Raw genomic sequence first — 17203 nt, 5'->3', positions numbered from 1 at the left:
CTTACCTCAGTTTCCACCACAAGACGCTCAAATTCAGGGTATCGGCAGATATGACGGTTATACCCAGTGTTGCCGGAGATCGGCCCAGAGCCTCGACGCTAGCCGGAACAGTCGCCCTGGCCTGCCGTTTCGTGCATCTTCTCGATATCCTGCCGGGTGCCGTCAGCGACCATCTCCAGAACGGGCACCGATGACAAAGAATCCGGGACCGCCCCGTGCCGTGTGTGCCGCCTTCGGCGCCGAGGGCGACGCGGTCCGGCTGGCCGGCGGCAAGGGCGGCACCTGGCGGGTCGGCGACGTCGTCCTGAAACCGTCCGAGGGCGACGACGAGGTCCGCTGGCGTGCCGAGGTGCTCACCGCCCTACCCGCGTCACCGCGGTTCCGGATCGCCCGCCCGGTGCGCGCCGCCGACGGCGACTGGCTGGCCGGCGGCTGGGAGGCGACCGAGGCCGTCGCCGGGCACCCCGACCAGCGCCGCGTCGACGACGTCATCCGGGTGGGTGCCGCGTTCCACGAGCTGGTCGCGGCGGTGCCGCGGCCCACGTTCCTGGACACCCGGCACGACCCTTGGGTGTACGGGGAGCAGCTCGCCTTCTTCGACACCCCACCGCCGGGGCCGCGCCGGCCGTCGAAACTGCTGGACGAGTTGCTCGCCCTGCGCCGGCCGGCGGCCCTGCCCGAGCAGGTCGTCCACGGTGACCTGCTGGGCAACATCCTGTTCAGCGACGGTCTGCCACCCGCGGTGATCGACTGGCCGGCGTACTGGCGGCCGCCGGCCTGGGCGTCGGCGGTCGCGGCGGTCGACGCGATGGTGTGGCACGGCACCGGGCCCGAGGTGATCGACCGCTGGGCGCATCTGCCGGAGTGGAACCAGATGCTGGTCCGGGCCGCGATCTACCGGTTGGGCACCTGGGACGCGGCCGGCTGGCCACAGGAGCCCGAGGACGCGTACCGCCCGGTCGTCGCGACGATCACCCACCTTGTCCAGGGCGTCCGACACGCTCGGTGAGCCGGATCACAGCGACACCAATGATGATCTACGATCTTCCAGCCCACCCACGTTGTCAGGGAGATCGTTCTTGCGCCGCCTCGCCGTCCCCGTCGTTGCCCTCCCCCTTCTGCTCGAGGTAAAGCCATGACCAACTCCAGCGAAGTCACCGTCGCGGCGGTCGGGGTCCATGTCCTCGACACCCATGTGATCGGTATCGATTCCCTTCCCGCCGGCTCCACCGGTCAGATAGTGGAGACGATCCGGCTGTCCCCGGCCGGCACCGCAGGCGGCACCGCTGTCGTGCTCAGCCGGCTCGGCGCGACCGTCCGCTCCTACGGCGCGATCGGCACCGACCCCATCGGCGACGCCCTGTCCGCGGCCCTGGTCCGCGAGGGTGTCGACGTCACCGGCCTGGTACGCACCGATGCCGCCCAGACCTCCGCCTCGGTGATCCCGGTGCGGCCCAACGGCGACCGGCCGGCGTGGCACTGCATCGGCGCCAACGGCGCCTTCACCGTCGCCGACATCGACCTGGCCACACTCGACGGCTGCACCCACCTGCACCTGGGCGGACCTGAGTTCCTCGGTGGGCCGGCAGCGGCCGAACTGCTGTCGTACGCCAGGGACAAGGGCCTGTCGACCTCCATCGACCTGCTCGCGCCCGGCGACCCCGGCATGCTGGAGTGGATCGTCGCTGCCCTCCCGTACGCCGACTATCTGCTGCCCAACGACGAACAGGTCCTCGGCTTCACCGGCGCCGACGACCTCGTGACCGCCTGCCGCGCACTCGTCGACGCCGGCGCCGGCTGCGTCGCGGTCACCCACGGCAGCAAGGGCGCGCTCGTGGTGACCGCTGACGAGGTCATCACCGTCCCGGCCTTCCAGATCGACGTCGTCGACACCACCGGCTGCGGCGACGCGTTCTCGGCCGGTTTCATCCTCGGCCGGGCCGAGGGCCGGACGTTGCGGGAGGCGGCCGTACTGGGCTGCGCTGCCGCGGCGCAGGTCGCACAGGGCCTGGGCACCGACGCCGGCTCCTACGACCTCGCGGCCGTCGACGCCTTCGCGGCCCGAACCCCGGCCCGCGATTCGGTCAACGCCGCACCGAGCGAGTAACGACCCGGCGCCTGCGAGTACGGCTGCTCGCACCCCCGCGAGCAGCCGTAACCGTAGAAGGACCCCGATCACCGACCGGCTTCCCGCAGCCGTGCCCGCCACCACCGCCGAAAGGCCCTGACCCAGCGTCGGTCCTGGCGCCGCGGCTTGTTCCGCTGGCCGGTGGCCCGCCTCGGCCGTACCGCTGCTCCTGCACCAGGCGACCTGCATGCCGCATGTCACGGCAAGCGGCTTTTCTTCTCAAATAGGAACCAGAAGTGAAGAGTTTCGAACTCGAAAGACATGGACGCATATTAGAAGGATTTTATGAGGGCTACTTCGTGAAGCTTCATGACGATTCGGAAAACACCGGAGGGTTTTACATCCTAATTGTTGATGACCTTGTTTCGCCAACGGATGGGGGCGACTACTGGGTAAAAGACATGGCGGAACTGGAGCTGTTCGTGGACTCTTCCCGCTGGAAGGTCAAGTGGCTCTAGCTGTGGCATCAAAGGTCAAATAGCCTGGCAAGGCCGTTGATCCGTGGCAAGAGGGCAGCCTTTACCCGGCCGCCACAATCAAGGGATCAGCTATGCAACGAAAATAAGTACACCGTTCGGAACATCAACGCGATAATCAAGTTAGTCATGCCCGCCGGCCCGATTTTGAAGGCGTAGGCGGGTGAGTTTGAGCATGTCGATTAACCAACCGGGTCCGGCGGCGAGGTCCCGCAGCCGCAGGAGAGTGTCGACCTCATCGCGGGTAACTGGGCCGGCGTGGTGGAGGAAGTATTCGCGCGGCTCGGGTCAGTCCGTGGCGGTGGCGTGCTCGGCAGCAGCGGTGCGGGTGCGGGCGGCGGGTGGTTGCCGGGTCGGATCGGCGACGTGCCGGCCTGGTCACGGTCTGTACATCCCGGCGTTTCGAAGCCGCGGGGCGGAAAGAGACAAGATTCATAAGCCGATCAGGCAACCTCCACGAAACACCAGGTCACCCGCAGTAGATGTAAATGTGGTGATTCGCGCACGCAAAGTAGTTGATAAATCGATACCACGGATCATGGTGCTGGCCGCGTCCAGTGGGCGTGGAAAATGTACAGACTGCAGGCGGGGGAAGCAGATGGCGACGGATAGTGACGAGAGTGGTCGTCGTCGCGGTCGTCTGCTGCGCCGCGACGGCCGGGGCCGCCGAGGCGTACGTGCGGTCGGTCCCACTGCCCACCGATCCGTCCGAGCCGCAGGCGTCGACGCTGTACTACCGTGACGGCCGTACCATCCTGGCCCGGGTCGGCACCACCAACCGCAACGACGTGCCGCTGTCGGCCGTGCCCGCGGAGGTCCGCAACGCGGTGCTCGCGGCCGAGGACCGCGACTTCTACGAACATCACGGCGTCTCGGTCCGCGGCGTGCTGCGTGCCGTCGTCGCCAACGTGAGCGGTGGCCGGCAGGGTGCGTCGACCATCACCCAGCAGTACGCCCGTAACGCGTTCCTGACCCAGGAGGTCTCGGTGGAGCGTAAGGGCAAGGAGTTCGCGCTCGCCGTCCAGCTGGAGCGCGAATACTCCAAGGACGAGATTCTGGAGCGGTACCTCAACACCATCTACTACGGTCGCGGCGCGTACGGAATCGCGGCGGCCGCCTACGCCTACTTCGGGATCGCCCCGCAACAGCTCACCGCCGCGCAGGGTGCGGTGCTGGCCTCGGTGGTCAGGGATCCGTACCAACTCGACCCGGCCAACGACAGCGAGGCGGCGCGGGCCCGCTGGAACTGGGTGATCGAGTCGGAGCGTGATCTGGGCTGGCTCGACGCCGTACCCGACTATCCCGTGGTGAACTCGGCCCCGGCGCGCGAGACCGGAGCGAACGGCCTGGTCATCGACCGTGTCGAGCAGGAACTCGCCGCGCACGGCATCACCTCGCGGGCGTTGCACACCCAGGGCCTGTCGATCGTCACCACGCTGGACCCGGTCGCCCAGAACGCGGCCGTCTCCCAGGTCACGGGCCATCTGGCGGGGCAGCCGAAGGACCTTCAGGTCGCGCTGGTCGCGGTCGACCCCGGTACCGGCGGGGTCCGCGCGTACTACGGCGGCGACCAGGGGCGCGGCTTCTTCGACTACGCCTCGGCGGCGTACCCCGCGGCGTCCACGTTCAAGCCGATCGTGCTCGCCGCGGCACTGCGTGAGGGCATCGGGTACCTGTCACGCTGGGACGGCACCTCTCCGCGTACGTTCACCGGCCGTCTCGGCGTGCCGCTGGAGAACCCCGCGAACCAGCAGTGCCCCGTCTGCACGCTGGAACAGGCGATGCTGAAATCCCTCAACACCCCGTTCTATGCGGTCACCGAGAAGATCGGGGCGGACAAGGTCCGGGCGATGGCGTACGACCTCGGTGTCCAGCGAAAGTACGCGGGCGCCCGGTCGCTGGTGGACGCCGAGGGCGAGCCGACGCCCGGAAAGACCCGCTCGGACATCGCCATCGGGCGATACCCGGTCGCTCCGGAGGATCTGGCGAGCGTGTACGCGACCTTCGCCGCCGGTGGCGTCCGGCACGACCGGCACTTCGTCGAGAACGTCTCCGCACCCGACGGCCGCCAGGTCTGGACCGTCGTCCCCACCTCGAAACGGGTCCTGGACAGCAGGGCCGCCGCCGACGTGTCCGCCGTGCTCGGCGCCGTGGTGCGCGGCGACGGCGCGGTGCCGAACCGGCCCGCGGCCGGCAAGACCGGCGTTCAGCAGTGGGGCGACACCAAGGACAACCAGGTCGCGTGGATGGTCGGCTACACACCCGAACTCGCATCGGCCGTCTGGATCGGCAAGGCCCAGCCGGGGCCGATCCGCGACCGTCTCGGCAGAGCCATCGAAGGACGGACCATGCCGGCCCAGCTCTGGCGGGATTTCACCCAGGTCGCCCTGAACGATGCTCCGAAGACCGCGCTCCCGAAGCCGGTCCACGTCGGGCGTACGGATGTCGGCGACGCCGGGCGCTCGAAGGAGAACAAGAAGTCCACGGACAAGGATTCCGACGCCAAACCCGGCCGCGGCATCCCGGTCGTACGCACCGCCGGCAAGGGCCAGCGGCTCGCGTTGACCTTCGACGACGGGCCCTCCCCGTACACCGCCCAGGTCCTCGACCTGCTCGCCGAGCAGCACGTGCGGGCAACGTTCTGCGTGGTCGGCGAGGAGGTGCAGAAATACCCGGATCTGGTACGCCGGATCGTCGCCGAGGGTCACGTGCTGTGCAACCACTCCTGGAAGCACGACGATCTCGGTCAGCTCTCCGCGACCGCGGCCGGCGCCGACATCGCCCGCACCGATGCCGCCATCGCCGCGGCCGTACCCGGTGTCACGGTGCCGTTCTTCCGTGCGCCGTTCGGTTCGTGGGGTAAGTCGGCCATGGCCGGCACCGACCTCGGGCACACGCCGCTGGGCTGGGTCGTCGACCCGGACGACTGGCTGCTGCCCGGCGCCGACGTGATCGCCGACCGGATCGAGAAGCAGCTGCAACCCCGCGCGGTCGTCCTCGTACACGACGGCGGCGGCGAGCGGGACCAGACCCTCGCGGCCCTGACCCGCCTGATCCCGAAGCTGAAGAAGCAGGGTTGGACGTTCGATCTCCCCGAACGCACGGTGAACTCTAAGCCGCTACCGACGGCGCCGGTGACGCCCACACCATCGGGTTCCCCGTCACCGTCACTTTCCCCGTCGACGGCACCGGACCCGGGCCCGTCCAAATCGGTGACACCGGCCGACAGCGGCCGAGGCGCCGACCACGGAGACGCGGCGGGCGGGTAGACCTGCCGGGGTACGGCGGCGGGCCGGCCAGATCGATCCGAACGGGCTACCTCTCGACCAGCCCGGCAGATCGTTGTTCATGGCGTACCGTCGATGTTGGCGGTCGGTGTAGAGGCCGGCCGCCGCACCCTGTCCTCTACCAGGGAGCGCCCAATGGACAAACACCTTCCGGACCCGTACATCGATCCGCTGGCATTCGGGCAGCGACTTCAGATCCTTCGCACGCGCAAGGGTCTCACCCGAGACCAGCTCGGCGGTCTGGTTGGCAAGTCCGGCTCCTGGGTCAAGGCAGTGGAGACCGGCCGCCTGAGAACGCCGAAGCTGGACACCATCCTCGCCCTCGCCGAGTCGCTTCGGGTCCGCGATCTGGCAGACCTCACTGGCGACCAGTCGCTCCACGTCGGCCTGTTTGCCGGCCCCGGCCATCCGCGCCTCGCGGCCGTCAAAGCGGCCGTGGACGCTTTTCCGGTCGCCACCGTGCAGGAGGCGTCATCGATCGCCCACATCCGGGCTCGGCTGGCGCGTGCCTGGTCGGCACGGCACTCGGCTCCCAACCACCGTGAGGTGGTCGGGGCGTTGCTGCCGGAACTGATCCGGGACGCGCAGATCGCCGCCCGGCAGGCCGACACCGGCACGGCACGCCGGGCGGCGCAGGCCGTGCTGGCTGAGGTCTACTCGCTGAGCCAATTCTTCGTGGCCTACCAGCCGGACGCCGCCCTGCTGTGGCGGATGGTCGAGCGCGGCCTGATCGCGGCCCAGGAGTCCGAGGACCCGCACGCGATCGGCGTGGCCGCGTGGCTGACCACCCAGGCGCACCGCGACGCAGGGCCGGCGCACTTCGATGCCGCCGACGCGGTGAACCTGGAGACGCTCAGATACCTTGAGCCGCTGCTCGAGGATGCGTCACCCGATGTCCTGGCGATTACCGGCGCCCTCACCTTCGAGGCCGGGTACACCGCTGCTCGACGCGGGGCGACGGGCACCGCGTGGCGATACTGGGAAACCGCCCGCGCCATGGCTGACCGGCTGCCGGAGGCCTACTACCATCCGGTCACCTCGTACTCGCGGGCGGTCATGGGGGCGCACGCGGTAACGGTGGCCGTGGAGCTGCGCCAGGGCGGCGAGTCGGTTCGACAGTCGGCGGCGGCGGACGCGGTGATCATCCCGTCCCGTCCGCGGCGCGCCCGGCACCGGGTCGAGGAGGCGCGGGGGTACCACCTCGACGGGCAGCCGGACGTCGCATTGGCCACCCTGGAGAAGGCGTACGAGGCCGCGCCCGAGACGATCAAGTACAACGGCTTCGCCAAGCGAATCGTCCTCGAAGAGGCCGAGTCCAAGAGCCCGGCCCGGCGTCGGCGTGCATCCGAACTCGCCGTGAAGATCGGCCTGCTGGCCGCATAGGCGAGGGGCACAAATCGTGCCCCGGCTCCTACCTGCTCGCCCTTAGCTTCGATCGCAGCGGCGGCGGGTGCTGCGTGACCGTGAGACGTTCGTGATCACCCGCCGCTGCCCGTGAGCGGCGGGCCGTCTCCACGTGGAGGCTGTCCGGCCCGCCGCTCCCCGAACCCCCGGGAGGCGAGCGTGATAGCAGAGATCATCCGCCGTGCGTGCCGGCGAGGCCGTGTCGCCGCCGCACACGCCGAGCGTGACGCCGCTCGACGTGAGGCCGCCGAGCGGTCCGCCGCGGTCCGACGAATTCTCGACGACGGCCAAGCCGTACCCGACCCGGTGCGGGCACAGACGAGGCGGGCGGCATGAGGCGCGACTACCCGCCCGGCGTCGTACTGCACGCTCCGCACTGCCGCGAGGCCGGCGACGGCAACCGGGCGACCCTACCGGCGCTCCGGGCGATCGCGGACTACCCGAGCCACCGCTGGTGCCCGTGCGGCAACGTCGACGACACGCCGCACGTGGTGGTGGAGCAGGTCGAATACGGCCCGCACCTCTACATGCCGATGTCCGGCCCACCGCCACGAGACGCCACCAGGGCCCTGTGCGGCATTTGCCGGGGCACGCACGGCAACACCGCACCGGGGCTGGTGACGACCCATGCCTGAGCCGCACACGGTGACCCCACCGGTATTGGCCGTGGGCCCGCGCATACTGCCGACTGATGGTTGGGCCGAGGTGTGGATCGACAGCGGATCCGGCTACGGGTACGTGCGGCGGGTCCCCACCGGCAAGCTCGCCCTCGCGCCACTCGACGACGGTGAGGGCGAGAACGCCATCTACCGCCTCCATCTCGCGTCGGCGGCGGCCCGTGGCTGATCCGCGCGACCTGATCGCGATCACGGCGGCGGCCCCGCAGAGTACGCCGCCGTAGTTCGGGTGCTCCGCGTTTGGGGAACTACCGAACGACGGCTGAGCTTCCCGGCCGCACCGGCCGGGGCAGGAGAGGAGTACATCGTGATCGAGGTCAAGGGGATGCAGGTCGACGAGGCCGAGCTGGCCGGCGCCAGTTGGCGCAAGAGCAGCCGGTCCGGCGCGGCCGGACATTGTGTAGAGGTCGCGGCCGTCAGGCAGGCGATCGCGGTCCGCGACTCGAAGAACCCGGACAGAGAGCCGCTGATCTTCACCACAGCGGAGTGGGATGCGTTCGTGGGCGGCGCGAAGGATGGCGAGTTCGACCTGAGCTGATCCAAGGAACTGGCGGCCGGGACCATGCGCGAGGTGGCCCGGCCTGCGGCCTATTCGTCCTCGGACGCATCAGGCTCGTTCAGGTCCGCTAAGTTTGCCGTCTATTTCACCTTCGCCGTCCGCCTGGCGTTGCTGCGGAGCAGCTCACGGCGACGCCAAGGGCGACTACGGTGAGTGCCGGGAGACAAGCCCCGTGCGGAGTGCCGAGGAGACCGACCGCGCGTTATCTGCGGCAGAAGAGGATGTCGTGCGGCGTGAGGCTTTTGTCCAGAACGAGGATCAGGCCCAATAAACACTCGACGCTCAGCCGAAGTGTGTTGAGGCAAAGAACAACGCGATTGCAACGTCCCGAGCGGTCATAGCCTCAGGGCTCGTGCCGTTTAGAAGTCCGGAGCCGGCGAGCGGGCGAGAACAGTTCATTTGGCTGACGCGCCAATGGAGGTCGAGGAGTGAATGACTGACACGTCGAACGATCTTCAGTCACCCGCGGGTCAAGCACGCAGCCGGCTCAGGTGGAAGATCCTCACCATCGTCGCAGTCCTTGCCCTGCTCACCGGGGGTATCTTCCTAGCCACCCGGCCATCTGGACCGACTGCCCTCACGGCGCAGACGACAAAGCCGGTAGCGAGCACTGGGCCGGTCACCGTCACCGACCCGCAGACGCTCGCGTTTCAAACTCGGCTCGACCACTCGCTGCAGACCATGCTGGACAGCGTGCTTGGCCCAGGAAACAGCGTGGTCACCACGACTGCCACGCTCGACTTCGTTCAGGTTGCCCCAACAGTCAGCGATTCTGCTGCCTCGGACTGGGTGCTCGGCCCGGACAACATTCAGGTTCCTGACGGCAGCAATTCAGCGGCTGCCGGACGGGACGAGACCGGAGAGACCTTCGGCAACGCGGTCAACGAGACCAACGAGGTTCGCAGCAGCGCACCTGGTGTGGTCAAGCGGCTCGTCATCGTCGTGCAGATGAACATCGCTGTTGCCAGCGATGTCGACCCTGCCCAGGTGGAGCAACTGGTTGGCACCGCCGCCGGTATCGACCCTGATCGCGGCGACTCGGTCACAGTCCTGACCTAACGTCTCGATGGGCACCGTCGCCGCGGGATGAACCGCCCGTCCTGTTATCGGTCAATGAGGTTGGACGTCACCTCGGTGAGGTGGGCCTGGCACAGGGTCTAGAAGGCGGCGGGGCAATAATCCTTGCGGCGCGTTTTCGCGACAGCGAATTTCTCGGACGACGCACTGTCATCGGCACAAGAACATGCCCTCAATGACCGGGTCCTCTACCGTTGTGTGGGGGGGTTGTGGGGGTGCGTCAGCTCAGCCGTTGAAGGCGTCCCACTCAAACCCTGGGTTCCGCCACTCCCGCAGTGCGCAACGCTGCCGGCTGGCGACCGAGAGCTGCAAGCCCTCAAACGGGAAGGCGATCGCGACCAGGCCCGGCGCCACGTAGATGCGGGTCGGGTTCTCCGGAAAGTTTGCGGGCGGCAATGGCAGCATTCGCATCCGCTCGGCAACACGCTCGAGGTCGGTGACACCGATCGTGGCGTGTCCGGCGAACGGTGCCGACATCACCGCCTCGACCAGTGCGAACTGCAGCAGGAAGTCACTCAGTCGCTCGATAGTGCCGGCCGGTGCGGCGGGAGCGCCCGTGACTGGGTCGAACCAGCCGAGGTCACCGTGGTTCTTCACCACCGGGTCGTCCTGGCTGGGATCAATCAACTTTGTCCACACGCCCTGGTTCTCGTGCGCGATGGCGACCAGTCCGTCGGAATACCGCAGCTCGCCGGGATCGGCGATGCGGTTGTGCACGCCGTAGATGATCGGTTTCTCGGCGGCCAGACGGTAGAAGTCGGCCAGCGGCTGGGGCAGCCGCATCGACGGGGGCTCACTCGACGCCGGTATGGGCACCACGTCGGCATACCAGCCGGTGAGGAAGCCACGCAATGCGGCGACCCGGTCGTGCGCGACCTTTGCCAACCAGTCGATCCCAGGCACGTCTTGCACCGGCGTCGGCCGGACCAAATCCAGCACATCGGCCGGGAGGTACTCATCAATAGCCAGATCGACCTGGCGCAGCGACCCGACCGATCCCGCGGCGACTGGCCCGGCTGCCCGCGGACTTCCCCATCGAACGGTGCCGGCGCTGACCCGACGGGTCTCGCGCAGCGCGCCGATCGCCATGCAGCCGTCGTGCAGCCGGACGAATCCCAGTAGCGGCAGGTCGTGGGCGTCGAGCCACCCGGATATCTCCGCGGGGAACGGCGCCCGCAGTTCGATGCCTTCTCTGCTGTCTACCGTGCTACCACCCGGCCGGTCACCGGCTGGATGATCAACACCCGGGCATCGGGGCCGTGCACGTAGGTCACCGGACCGGCCACTGCGACGTGCGCGCCGGGACCGACAAGACCCAGCGCCTCGCGCTCGGCTACCACGGTCAACCTCTTGATCATCCGCTGATGATAGAGCCACATGTCAGACCCACCCGGACAGCGGAATGTACGGCGGTGTCTTTTCAGCTCGGTGCGTGACCGGCGTTCGGCGCCCACGGACGGCGGCATGTGAGTGTTGAACTGCCAACCGGTGGCCAGTGCTCAGGAAACGCTGATTCTAAGTACGTCCGGCCTCGCCTACTAAAGCATGTGCCACTCACCGATATCGCTGGCCCGCCCGGTGCGGGTAAAGGCTCGTACCAGGTCCCACGCGCGATGGACTTCCAGGACGACGTCGCCGGTGAACCGTGTCAGTTCGTCCATGACCGGCACCTGGACGTACGCCTCGCTGGGCACGGTGCCGTCCCCGGCAAGTAGGAAGGACTGCACGGCTGGAGTAACGACGAACATGTGGATGACCGCGTATTCGCCGCGGAAACCGATGGTCAGCCGCGGGGACTCGACGTTCGGAACCTCGACTTCGATGTAGCCACGGACGCGGCGGCGGCGCAGCCGGCGGAAGTGGTTGTCCAACTCCGCCAGGTCGGACCTCACCGGCGTGGGGCGAAAACGACGCGACCCGAGTTCGGTCGCTGACCAGATCACGTCCATCGCCAGAGCGTAGAGGTTCACGCCCCGGGCATGTGCTCTCGCTGGAGGGCCTGGTCGGAGTCCTGCGGAATGCTCATTCGGTGTTTGCCGGCGATGATGAGGTCGATGTTCGTATGGGCAGTGGGAACCCAGCGGTTCCGCACCGCGTCGGAACACCATGCGATGGGGATCGTGGTTGCCGCTGTGCGCGGCGGTGGTGACCGCCGCTGCTGGGGTCGGGTTGACGTGGGAGAGCAACCCGTTGACCGGCGAGCGCAGCGGGCTGTCCGTCATACTCGACCACCGCGCGACGCTGCCCGCCTTGATCTTCCTCGGCGCGCTGCTGATGGCGCTCGCCGATGTCGTGGCCGCCATGGCGTACCACCGAAGGGCGTACGTGTGGGCGGCGATCGTGGGTGCCCTGACCGCGTTGGGCAATGTCGGTTGGTACGGCATCCACATTGCCGGCACGAGGGTGCACGCCCTCGGCATGGACAGCGCCGGGAACCTTATTGATCCGGTGGCGGCAAGCCGCCCCGGCATCAGCTGGTATCTCACGGCTACCGCGCTCCTGACTACGGCCGTACTCGCGATCGGCCTCACACGCCGTACTCGCGCGGTCTCCCGACCGGGCACTTCCGGAGCCATCCAGGCGTAGCACGGGCGCGCGTTGTCGGCGGCAGACGAGCGCGCATGATCTTGACCGATCCCCCGCGACACGTGATCATGATTGCCTTGCTTCGATGAGGGGTCCTTCGAAATGTCATCAACCAAGGCCGGCCTTCTAGCGCTCGCGGTCGGCTTGATCGGGGCGGCTGCCAACCTGTGGGCTGAAGAAGCCTTTCCGGTTCAGTGGGGTGGTCCGAACATCGGCGCCGGGTTCCTTCAGCTCGGATTCGGAGCGTGCGTAGTCAGCGGCTCCGTTCTTACCGCGGTAGGCCTGGTCAAGTACTGGCGCAACCGCAGCTCCTAGTTTTTCCTCAATGCCGCCACGAGAGCGTGCCGCCCCGACTACGTCCCGGGACGCTACGAGGAATCGTTCAGGGTCGTACGATCGCCATCGGACAGATTGATTACGGGAAGCTCGATGAAGGACACCACGGCCGCCGTTATCGGCCCGCCGCGTTCATGGGAGTTCGGCACTCGCGCACTGATCCTGGCCGTCGGGGTTGCGGGCGCCTTCGACGTGTTCCTGTTCGCCGGCGAACTGGCCCTGCGTCATCATCTGTCGACAGGCGACCCGGCGGTGTCGCCGAACGTGCTCTGGATCATCGACCATCCGATGGACGTCTGGCTGCTGCACTTCGTACTGCTCGGCGCGTACATCGGCGGTTTCTACCTGTGGCGGCACCGGACGCGGGAGATGCTCGGCTACTTCGTCCCGGCTGATGCCGACGGCGCGGTCTGGCACTGGTCGGTGCCGGTGTGGTCGCTTCTCGTCGGAATCCCCGCGGTGGTCCGGCGGCACGACCCCGCGTCGGGGTCCGACGTCGTCTCCGCCCTCGGAGTGGACGCGCTGCTGGACGCCGTCCGGATCGCCGGGATCACCGTGCTGTTGATCGGTGTGGTGGCCATCCGCGATCAGGTCCGCCAGGCGATCGTCGACTCGCGCAAGCCGCGCACTACTGCGGAACCGGCCCTGGTCCCCGCCGAATTCACCGAGGGGGTCGCGGACGACGGCTGGTGGTGGCAGGTCAGGGACACCGTCGAGGAGCAGGACCTCGTCCTGCTGGCGAGCACGGGGGAAGGGGAGCACCGGTGGCTGCTGATTCCCCGGGGCGGCGATCCGGCGAAGGCCCGCGACGCAATTCCGCCAGGGGCAACGATCACCGCGTTCCCCGAGCCGCCCGCCGGCGGCGTTGCGGACGGGTGGGAGCCGCCGGCGGCCGAGGAATATCACGGGCTGCTCAAGGAGCCCGCCGACGGTGCGCTGCGGTACCGGCGGGTCGGGGCGGGCGAGGTGACGGTATTCCTAGAGGCGGCTCGGGCGGCGCTGAGCTGGGGGCTCTACCCGGTCGACGCCCCAGACGCCGTGGTCGCTGTCGTGCCCGGCGGCTGAGCCCAAAGGACGGCCCGGAACGACGAAGTCGCCTTATCAGCGGCATGACAGTGCCTAACGGCTTGCCCGCCATTAATACATTCTTATCTATGCCAGAAATCATTCTCGGTGGAAGCATCGGGTTGACGCTGTTCATCGCGGCCTTGATCGTGGTGCTCACGCGCCGACGGCGGAGTGCCCGACAAGTCCCAGATCGCGACGAGCTTCTACGCCGAGGCGCGATCGCCGCTGGGCAAATCTCCAGGGGCAGTCGACGTGGTCGGCGGGGATCGATACGGCGAGCCGGCCTCGGTGAAGGTTCCGAGCCGAACCATGCGGCTTCGTTCGGTCCTGACGGGTCCAGCTCAACTTGATCACTGAACCATTCGCTGTCTGCCATTACGGTCAGTCAGCCTTCATCGCTCGAGCGGCTGGCGACTCCGCCAGCCGCGGACCTCTCGGCGGCATGACAGTAAAGTCGCCCCGTGGACGGTGACATCACGCTGCGATTGGATCGGGCGACCGCCGAGGATCTGTACGCCACGTTGTATGAGGTCGGAGAGCACATCGCCGCGGGTGCGCCGATTACTCCGCCAACTCGGGAGGAGGTCGAGCGAGGCGCGCGCTTGCTCGCCGACCTTGGCCACTCCCTCGGCAGGAAATGCAGCCCGTACTGCGAGCACCTTGCGTGAGAGCCCAACGCACGACATCACAGCGGCAGAAGAGCGCACTCACTGGTACCGTGGCCGCGTTTGATCCGGCATGTGTGATGGGGTAGAGCAAATGCCCAGGGTTCTGCGACTGATCGGCTACTGGGACGGTCCTGAGGCAACCGGAGGGCTGCCGGACGTCTGCGACTTCGTATCCATCGGCGTAAACCCTGATGAAACGCGGACCATCGCCGAATATCTGCGGGCTGGTGCTGTACATGCCGTGGCGGGCAGGCATATCAGTGTGCCGATTGTGCGGTTCGCCCAACGGTAGTGCCGAGCAAACCGATGGCGAGAACTTCGTATGGCCGCAAGGCTTGACACACTATGTCGAGAAACATGGCGTACGTCTGCCAAGAGATGTCGTCGCTGTCGCGAAGCACGGCTCGGTCCCGTCGGTGGACCTGGAGCGCTTCGAAGACGAACTCTTGAACACCGGCGAAACGAGGATCGATGCTGGCTGGTGGTACAGCTTGGCACAGACGACCCGAGCAGCTACCGCAGGCACCCGGGCCTCGCATCTTCTAGGCTGCCAGCGGAACCCGATGGAAGCCAGCTGGAATCTGCCGGTCAAGGCCGACATCTACGTCGACCGCATACCGTCGGGATCGATCGCGATCCTGGCCAGCGCCCGGCGGCTGCTCGGGCTTGCGTGGCCACTGTCGGGCCTGCGCGATCTTCTCGCTACCCAGCCTTTCCTGACTGTCGAGGCCGGCAATCCGCGTACTTTGCGGCATGCCCTGATCTCAGCACAGGAACTACAGCCTCACCTGTTCTACAGCACGAGCGGTGGGCTCAGGCCGGTGTGGACGGAAAGATGAAACGAGACGCCCCTGTCGGGGTCTACAGGACGCGCACGGATCGCGGCTATGAGAGTGCACGTGATCATGGGCGTGCGGATGATGCTTCTCAAGCATGAAAATGGGCTGCTGAAGAACACCCAGGTCGGGATGATGACTCGGTGACAGACCTGCGCTGGGAAGATGTGGCCCATTACTTCGAGGACGACGGGTCGCTGTTGGATGCGTACGTCTTCGACGTCAGCATGACCGATTGGCAACTCGTCCTCGACGCCGTTCGCTCGGTCGGATGGCCGCACGATTACAGCAGTGGCGGCACGCTAAAGCCCTTGCCAGACCGCATAGAGGACATCTTCGAGCGTCGGCGCGACTGTTCACCCACACTGCACATCCGACCAGCAGTCGACATTGTCGTCGCCACGCATTTCTTCAGCCCTGAAGAAATCGAGTTCGACTTCGACCCAGACGACGTGCATGGGCAGGAAGCACTGAACGTCTTGTGCTCCTTCCTGCGAACGGTCGGCCAGAAGCTCAACAAACAGGTTGTTCTTACCCCGGAGAGCACCCCGAACGTACCCCTGATCGCAGGGCTGTTGCATTCTCGGAGCGTGATGCGCTGACCAGGTATTTTGTGGAGTGAGTGGCCTCTGTGGAGGCAGTTGGGGTGGGTGAAGCCCTCAAGGTGATCATGGAGTTCTTCACGCTGCACGACCACCGAGGACTCCACCCGCCGATGGCATCATCTCTGATCTCCGCACTGACCGTGACTACCCCTGGGCCGGACACGCCTACAAGGCCGGTCACCGACAGTGAACGCCGAGGACTCCTCGACGCCGTAAGCCTGGTCCCGGACCCGCGGAACCCTCGTGGCATCCGGTATCCCCTGGCAGCGTTGCTGACCGTCGCGGTCTGCGCGGTCCTGGCCGGCGCCTCATCGTTCACTGCGATCACCGACTGGCTGTACGACCTCGACGAACCTGCGCAGGCCCGACTCGGGTTCACCCGTGGAATACCGGCCGGAACAACGGTGTGGCGACTGTTGACCCGCCTCGATGACGCCCTGGTCAGCGCGGTCCTGGCCGGCTGGCTTCGCGCTCGGGCGCAGCCGGCGCCCGAACGGCCGCACCGCTACCGGACGGTGATCGCCGTCGACGGCAAAACACTCAGGGGCGCCCGGCTGGCTGAGGGGCGTCAGGTGCATCTGCTGTCCGCGCTGGACACCAGCACCGGCATCGTTCTGGCCCAAGTCACCGTCGACACCAAGTCGAACGAAATCCCAGCATTCACCCCGCTACTCAACGCCGTCGAGAAAATCCTCGGCGACCTGGCCGGGGTGCTGTTCGTCGCCGACGCACTGCATACCCAGACCGATCACGCCCGGCAGATCACCGCCCGCGGAGCCCACCTGCTCCTGCAGGCAAAAGGCAACCAGCCCACCCTGTTCGCCCAGCTCAAGGCCGTTCCCTGGGCACAAATCCCGGTCGGTGACCGGACCCGCGATCGTGGCCACGGCCGCAAAGAGACCCGCACCGTCAAAGCCGTCACTGTGCACATCCCGGGCGGTATCGCGTTTCCGCACGCCCAGCAGGCCGTCCGGATCACCCGTACCCGCACCGTCGACGGCAAGACCAGCCGCGAGACCGCCTACCTGATCACCTCCCTGCCCGCCGCCCACGCCCAACCCGCCGACCTGCAGAAATGGGCGAGAGCAGAATGGCTGATCGAAAACCAGGTACACAACGTCCGAGATGTCACGTTCCGTGAAGACCAACATCAAGCCCGGACCGGCACCGGACCCGCCATCATGGCCACCCTGCGTAACACCGCCATCGGCTGGCACCGCATCAACGGCGCAACCAACATCGCCCGCGCCAACCGACGCGCTGACCGCCGCTCAAACGACCTCATACAGGCCGTGACCAGCATCTATCCCAACACGCAATGACCCTGCCCCTGATCGTCTACTCGCCAGCCGAAAATCGCATCACCTCCATCCAGGCAAAGCAGCCGCTCGAAGACTGAGGACACATCGAAGTTGTCGCTCGTTGTCGCTGCCTCACGTCATCAGCCGTGGCCCGCGCAGCGGCCTGTGAGGGAGTTGTGGCCCGCCGAGAATCAG

The 17203-nt window shown here is 67.2% G+C and carries 18 protein-coding genes; 15 read left to right on the top strand and 3 right to left on the bottom strand.

Translation table 11 applies throughout. The features are described from left to right. The first annotated feature begins 190 nt into the window (after positions 1 to 190). From BJ964_RS31050 to BJ964_RS31010, 9 genes are all read left to right on the top strand, one after another. Positions 191 to 1009, top strand: coding sequence for a TIGR02569 family protein (locus tag BJ964_RS31050; protein WP_188123991.1), 819 nt, complete (start codon positions 191 to 193; stop codon positions 1007 to 1009). Between the two features lie 126 nt (positions 1010 to 1135). Then, positions 1136 to 2107 carry a carbohydrate kinase family protein gene (locus BJ964_RS31045; RefSeq protein WP_188123990.1) on the top strand — a complete coding sequence of 324 codons (972 nt, stop codon included), beginning with the start codon at positions 1136 to 1138 and terminating at the stop codon, positions 2105 to 2107. Positions 2108 to 2364: 257 nt separating this feature from the next. Next, on the top strand, positions 2365 to 2586 hold the full coding sequence (locus tag BJ964_RS31040; RefSeq protein ID WP_188123989.1) for a hypothetical protein: 222 nt from the start codon (positions 2365 to 2367) through the stop codon (positions 2584 to 2586). A gap of 629 nt (positions 2587 to 3215) precedes the next feature. After that, positions 3216 to 5873 (top strand): transglycosylase domain-containing protein, encoded by a 2658-nt coding sequence (locus BJ964_RS31035; RefSeq protein ID WP_229807448.1) that lies wholly within the window; start codon positions 3216 to 3218, stop codon positions 5871 to 5873. 153 nt (positions 5874 to 6026) lie between these two features. Next, on the top strand, positions 6027 to 7274 hold the full coding sequence (locus BJ964_RS31030; RefSeq protein ID WP_188123987.1) for a helix-turn-helix domain-containing protein: 1248 nt from the start codon (positions 6027 to 6029) through the stop codon (positions 7272 to 7274). A 353-nt stretch (positions 7275 to 7627) separates the two neighbouring features. Further along, positions 7628 to 7930, top strand: coding sequence for a hypothetical protein (locus tag BJ964_RS31025; RefSeq protein ID WP_188123986.1), 303 nt, complete (start codon positions 7628 to 7630; stop codon positions 7928 to 7930). Beyond that, positions 7923 to 8141 (top strand): hypothetical protein, encoded by a 219-nt coding sequence (locus BJ964_RS31020; RefSeq protein WP_188123985.1) that lies wholly within the window; start codon positions 7923 to 7925, stop codon positions 8139 to 8141. Before BJ964_RS31025 ends, BJ964_RS31020 begins: the two co-directional genes overlap by 8 nt. A 138-nt stretch (positions 8142 to 8279) precedes the next feature. Continuing rightward, positions 8280 to 8510, top strand: coding sequence for a DUF397 domain-containing protein (locus BJ964_RS31015; protein ID WP_407650818.1), 231 nt, complete (start codon positions 8280 to 8282; stop codon positions 8508 to 8510). 453 nt (positions 8511 to 8963) lie between these two features. Continuing rightward, on the top strand, positions 8964 to 9590 hold the full coding sequence (locus tag BJ964_RS31010; protein ID WP_188123984.1) for a flagellar M-ring protein FliF C-terminal domain-containing protein: 627 nt from the start codon (positions 8964 to 8966) through the stop codon (positions 9588 to 9590). A 243-nt stretch (positions 9591 to 9833) separates the two neighbouring features. On the opposite strand, the gene BJ964_RS31005 is transcribed toward BJ964_RS31010, so the two are convergent. The 3 genes from BJ964_RS31005 to BJ964_RS30995 all read right to left on the bottom strand — a co-directional run bounded on the left by BJ964_RS31005 (position 9834) and on the right by BJ964_RS30995 (position 11557). Continuing rightward, positions 9834 to 10697, bottom strand: a complete 864-nt coding sequence (locus BJ964_RS31005; RefSeq protein WP_188123983.1) for a hypothetical protein — start codon at positions 10695 to 10697, stop codon at positions 9834 to 9836. A 110-nt stretch (positions 10698 to 10807) separates the two neighbouring features. Further along, complete coding sequence (locus BJ964_RS31000; protein WP_188123982.1) at positions 10808 to 10966, bottom strand: hypothetical protein; 159 nt, start codon at positions 10964 to 10966, stop codon at positions 10808 to 10810. Between the two features lie 180 nt (positions 10967 to 11146). Beyond that, positions 11147 to 11557 carry a hypothetical protein gene (locus BJ964_RS30995; protein ID WP_188123981.1) on the bottom strand — a complete coding sequence of 137 codons (411 nt, stop codon included), beginning with the start codon at positions 11555 to 11557 and terminating at the stop codon, positions 11147 to 11149. Between the two features lie 175 nt (positions 11558 to 11732). Here BJ964_RS30995 and BJ964_RS30990 point away from each other — a divergent pair, with 175 nt between their 5' ends. The 6 genes from BJ964_RS30990 to BJ964_RS30965 all read left to right on the top strand — a co-directional run bounded on the left by BJ964_RS30990 (position 11733) and on the right by BJ964_RS30965 (position 17029). Continuing rightward, complete coding sequence (locus BJ964_RS30990; RefSeq protein ID WP_188123980.1) at positions 11733 to 12194, top strand: hypothetical protein; 462 nt, start codon at positions 11733 to 11735, stop codon at positions 12192 to 12194. 429 nt (positions 12195 to 12623) lie between these two features. Beyond that, positions 12624 to 13595, top strand: a complete 972-nt coding sequence (locus BJ964_RS30985) for a hypothetical protein (RefSeq protein ID WP_188123979.1) — start codon at positions 12624 to 12626, stop codon at positions 13593 to 13595. A 464-nt stretch (positions 13596 to 14059) separates the two neighbouring features. Further along, positions 14060 to 14266, top strand: coding sequence for a hypothetical protein (locus BJ964_RS30980; protein ID WP_188123978.1), 207 nt, complete (start codon positions 14060 to 14062; stop codon positions 14264 to 14266). A gap of 227 nt (positions 14267 to 14493) precedes the next feature. Continuing rightward, positions 14494 to 15105, top strand: coding sequence for a hypothetical protein (locus BJ964_RS30975; RefSeq protein ID WP_188123977.1), 612 nt, complete (start codon positions 14494 to 14496; stop codon positions 15103 to 15105). Between the two features lie 140 nt (positions 15106 to 15245). Further along, entirely contained in the window at positions 15246 to 15704 is a 459-nt protein-coding gene (locus tag BJ964_RS30970) for a hypothetical protein (protein WP_188123976.1), read from the top strand. 68 nt (positions 15705 to 15772) lie between these two features. Continuing rightward, entirely contained in the window at positions 15773 to 17029 is a 1257-nt protein-coding gene (locus tag BJ964_RS30965) for an ISAs1 family transposase (protein WP_407650817.1), read from the top strand. The last annotated feature ends 174 nt before the right edge of the window (positions 17030 to 17203 follow it).

It is taken from the genome of Actinoplanes lobatus (assembly GCF_014205215.1).
GTDB classification, from domain to species: domain Bacteria; phylum Actinomycetota; class Actinomycetes; order Mycobacteriales; family Micromonosporaceae; genus Actinoplanes; species Actinoplanes lobatus.
This window is presented reverse-complemented; position numbering and strand designations above follow the sequence as displayed.

What these genes read in the sequence shown, in the direction of transcription:
- BJ964_RS31050 (WP_188123991.1), top strand. Translation starts at nt 191, where the DNA reads ATGACAAAGAATCCGGGACCGCCCCGTGCCGTGTGTGCCGCCTTCGGC.
- BJ964_RS31045 (WP_188123990.1), top strand. Translation starts at nt 1,136, where the DNA reads ATGACCAACTCCAGCGAAGTCACCGTCGCGGCGGTCGGGGTCCATGTC.
- BJ964_RS31030 (WP_188123987.1), top strand. Translation starts at nt 6,027, where the DNA reads ATGGACAAACACCTTCCGGACCCGTACATCGATCCGCTGGCATTCGGG.
- BJ964_RS31025 (WP_188123986.1), top strand. Translation starts at nt 7,628, where the DNA reads ATGAGGCGCGACTACCCGCCCGGCGTCGTACTGCACGCTCCGCACTGC.
- BJ964_RS31020 (WP_188123985.1), top strand. Translation starts at nt 7,923, where the DNA reads ATGCCTGAGCCGCACACGGTGACCCCACCGGTATTGGCCGTGGGCCCG.
- BJ964_RS31010 (WP_188123984.1), top strand. Translation starts at nt 8,964, where the DNA reads ATGACTGACACGTCGAACGATCTTCAGTCACCCGCGGGTCAAGCACGC.
- BJ964_RS31005 (WP_188123983.1), bottom strand. Translation starts at nt 10,697, where the DNA reads ATGGCGATCGGCGCGCTGCGCGAGACCCGTCGGGTCAGCGCCGGCACC.
- BJ964_RS31000 (WP_188123982.1), bottom strand. Translation starts at nt 10,966, where the DNA reads ATGATCAAGAGGTTGACCGTGGTAGCCGAGCGCGAGGCGCTGGGTCTT.
- BJ964_RS30995 (WP_188123981.1), bottom strand. Translation starts at nt 11,557, where the DNA reads ATGGACGTGATCTGGTCAGCGACCGAACTCGGGTCGCGTCGTTTTCGC.
- BJ964_RS30985 (WP_188123979.1), top strand. Translation starts at nt 12,624, where the DNA reads ATGAAGGACACCACGGCCGCCGTTATCGGCCCGCCGCGTTCATGGGAG.
- BJ964_RS30965 (WP_407650817.1), top strand. Translation starts at nt 15,773, where the DNA reads ATGGAGTTCTTCACGCTGCACGACCACCGAGGACTCCACCCGCCGATG.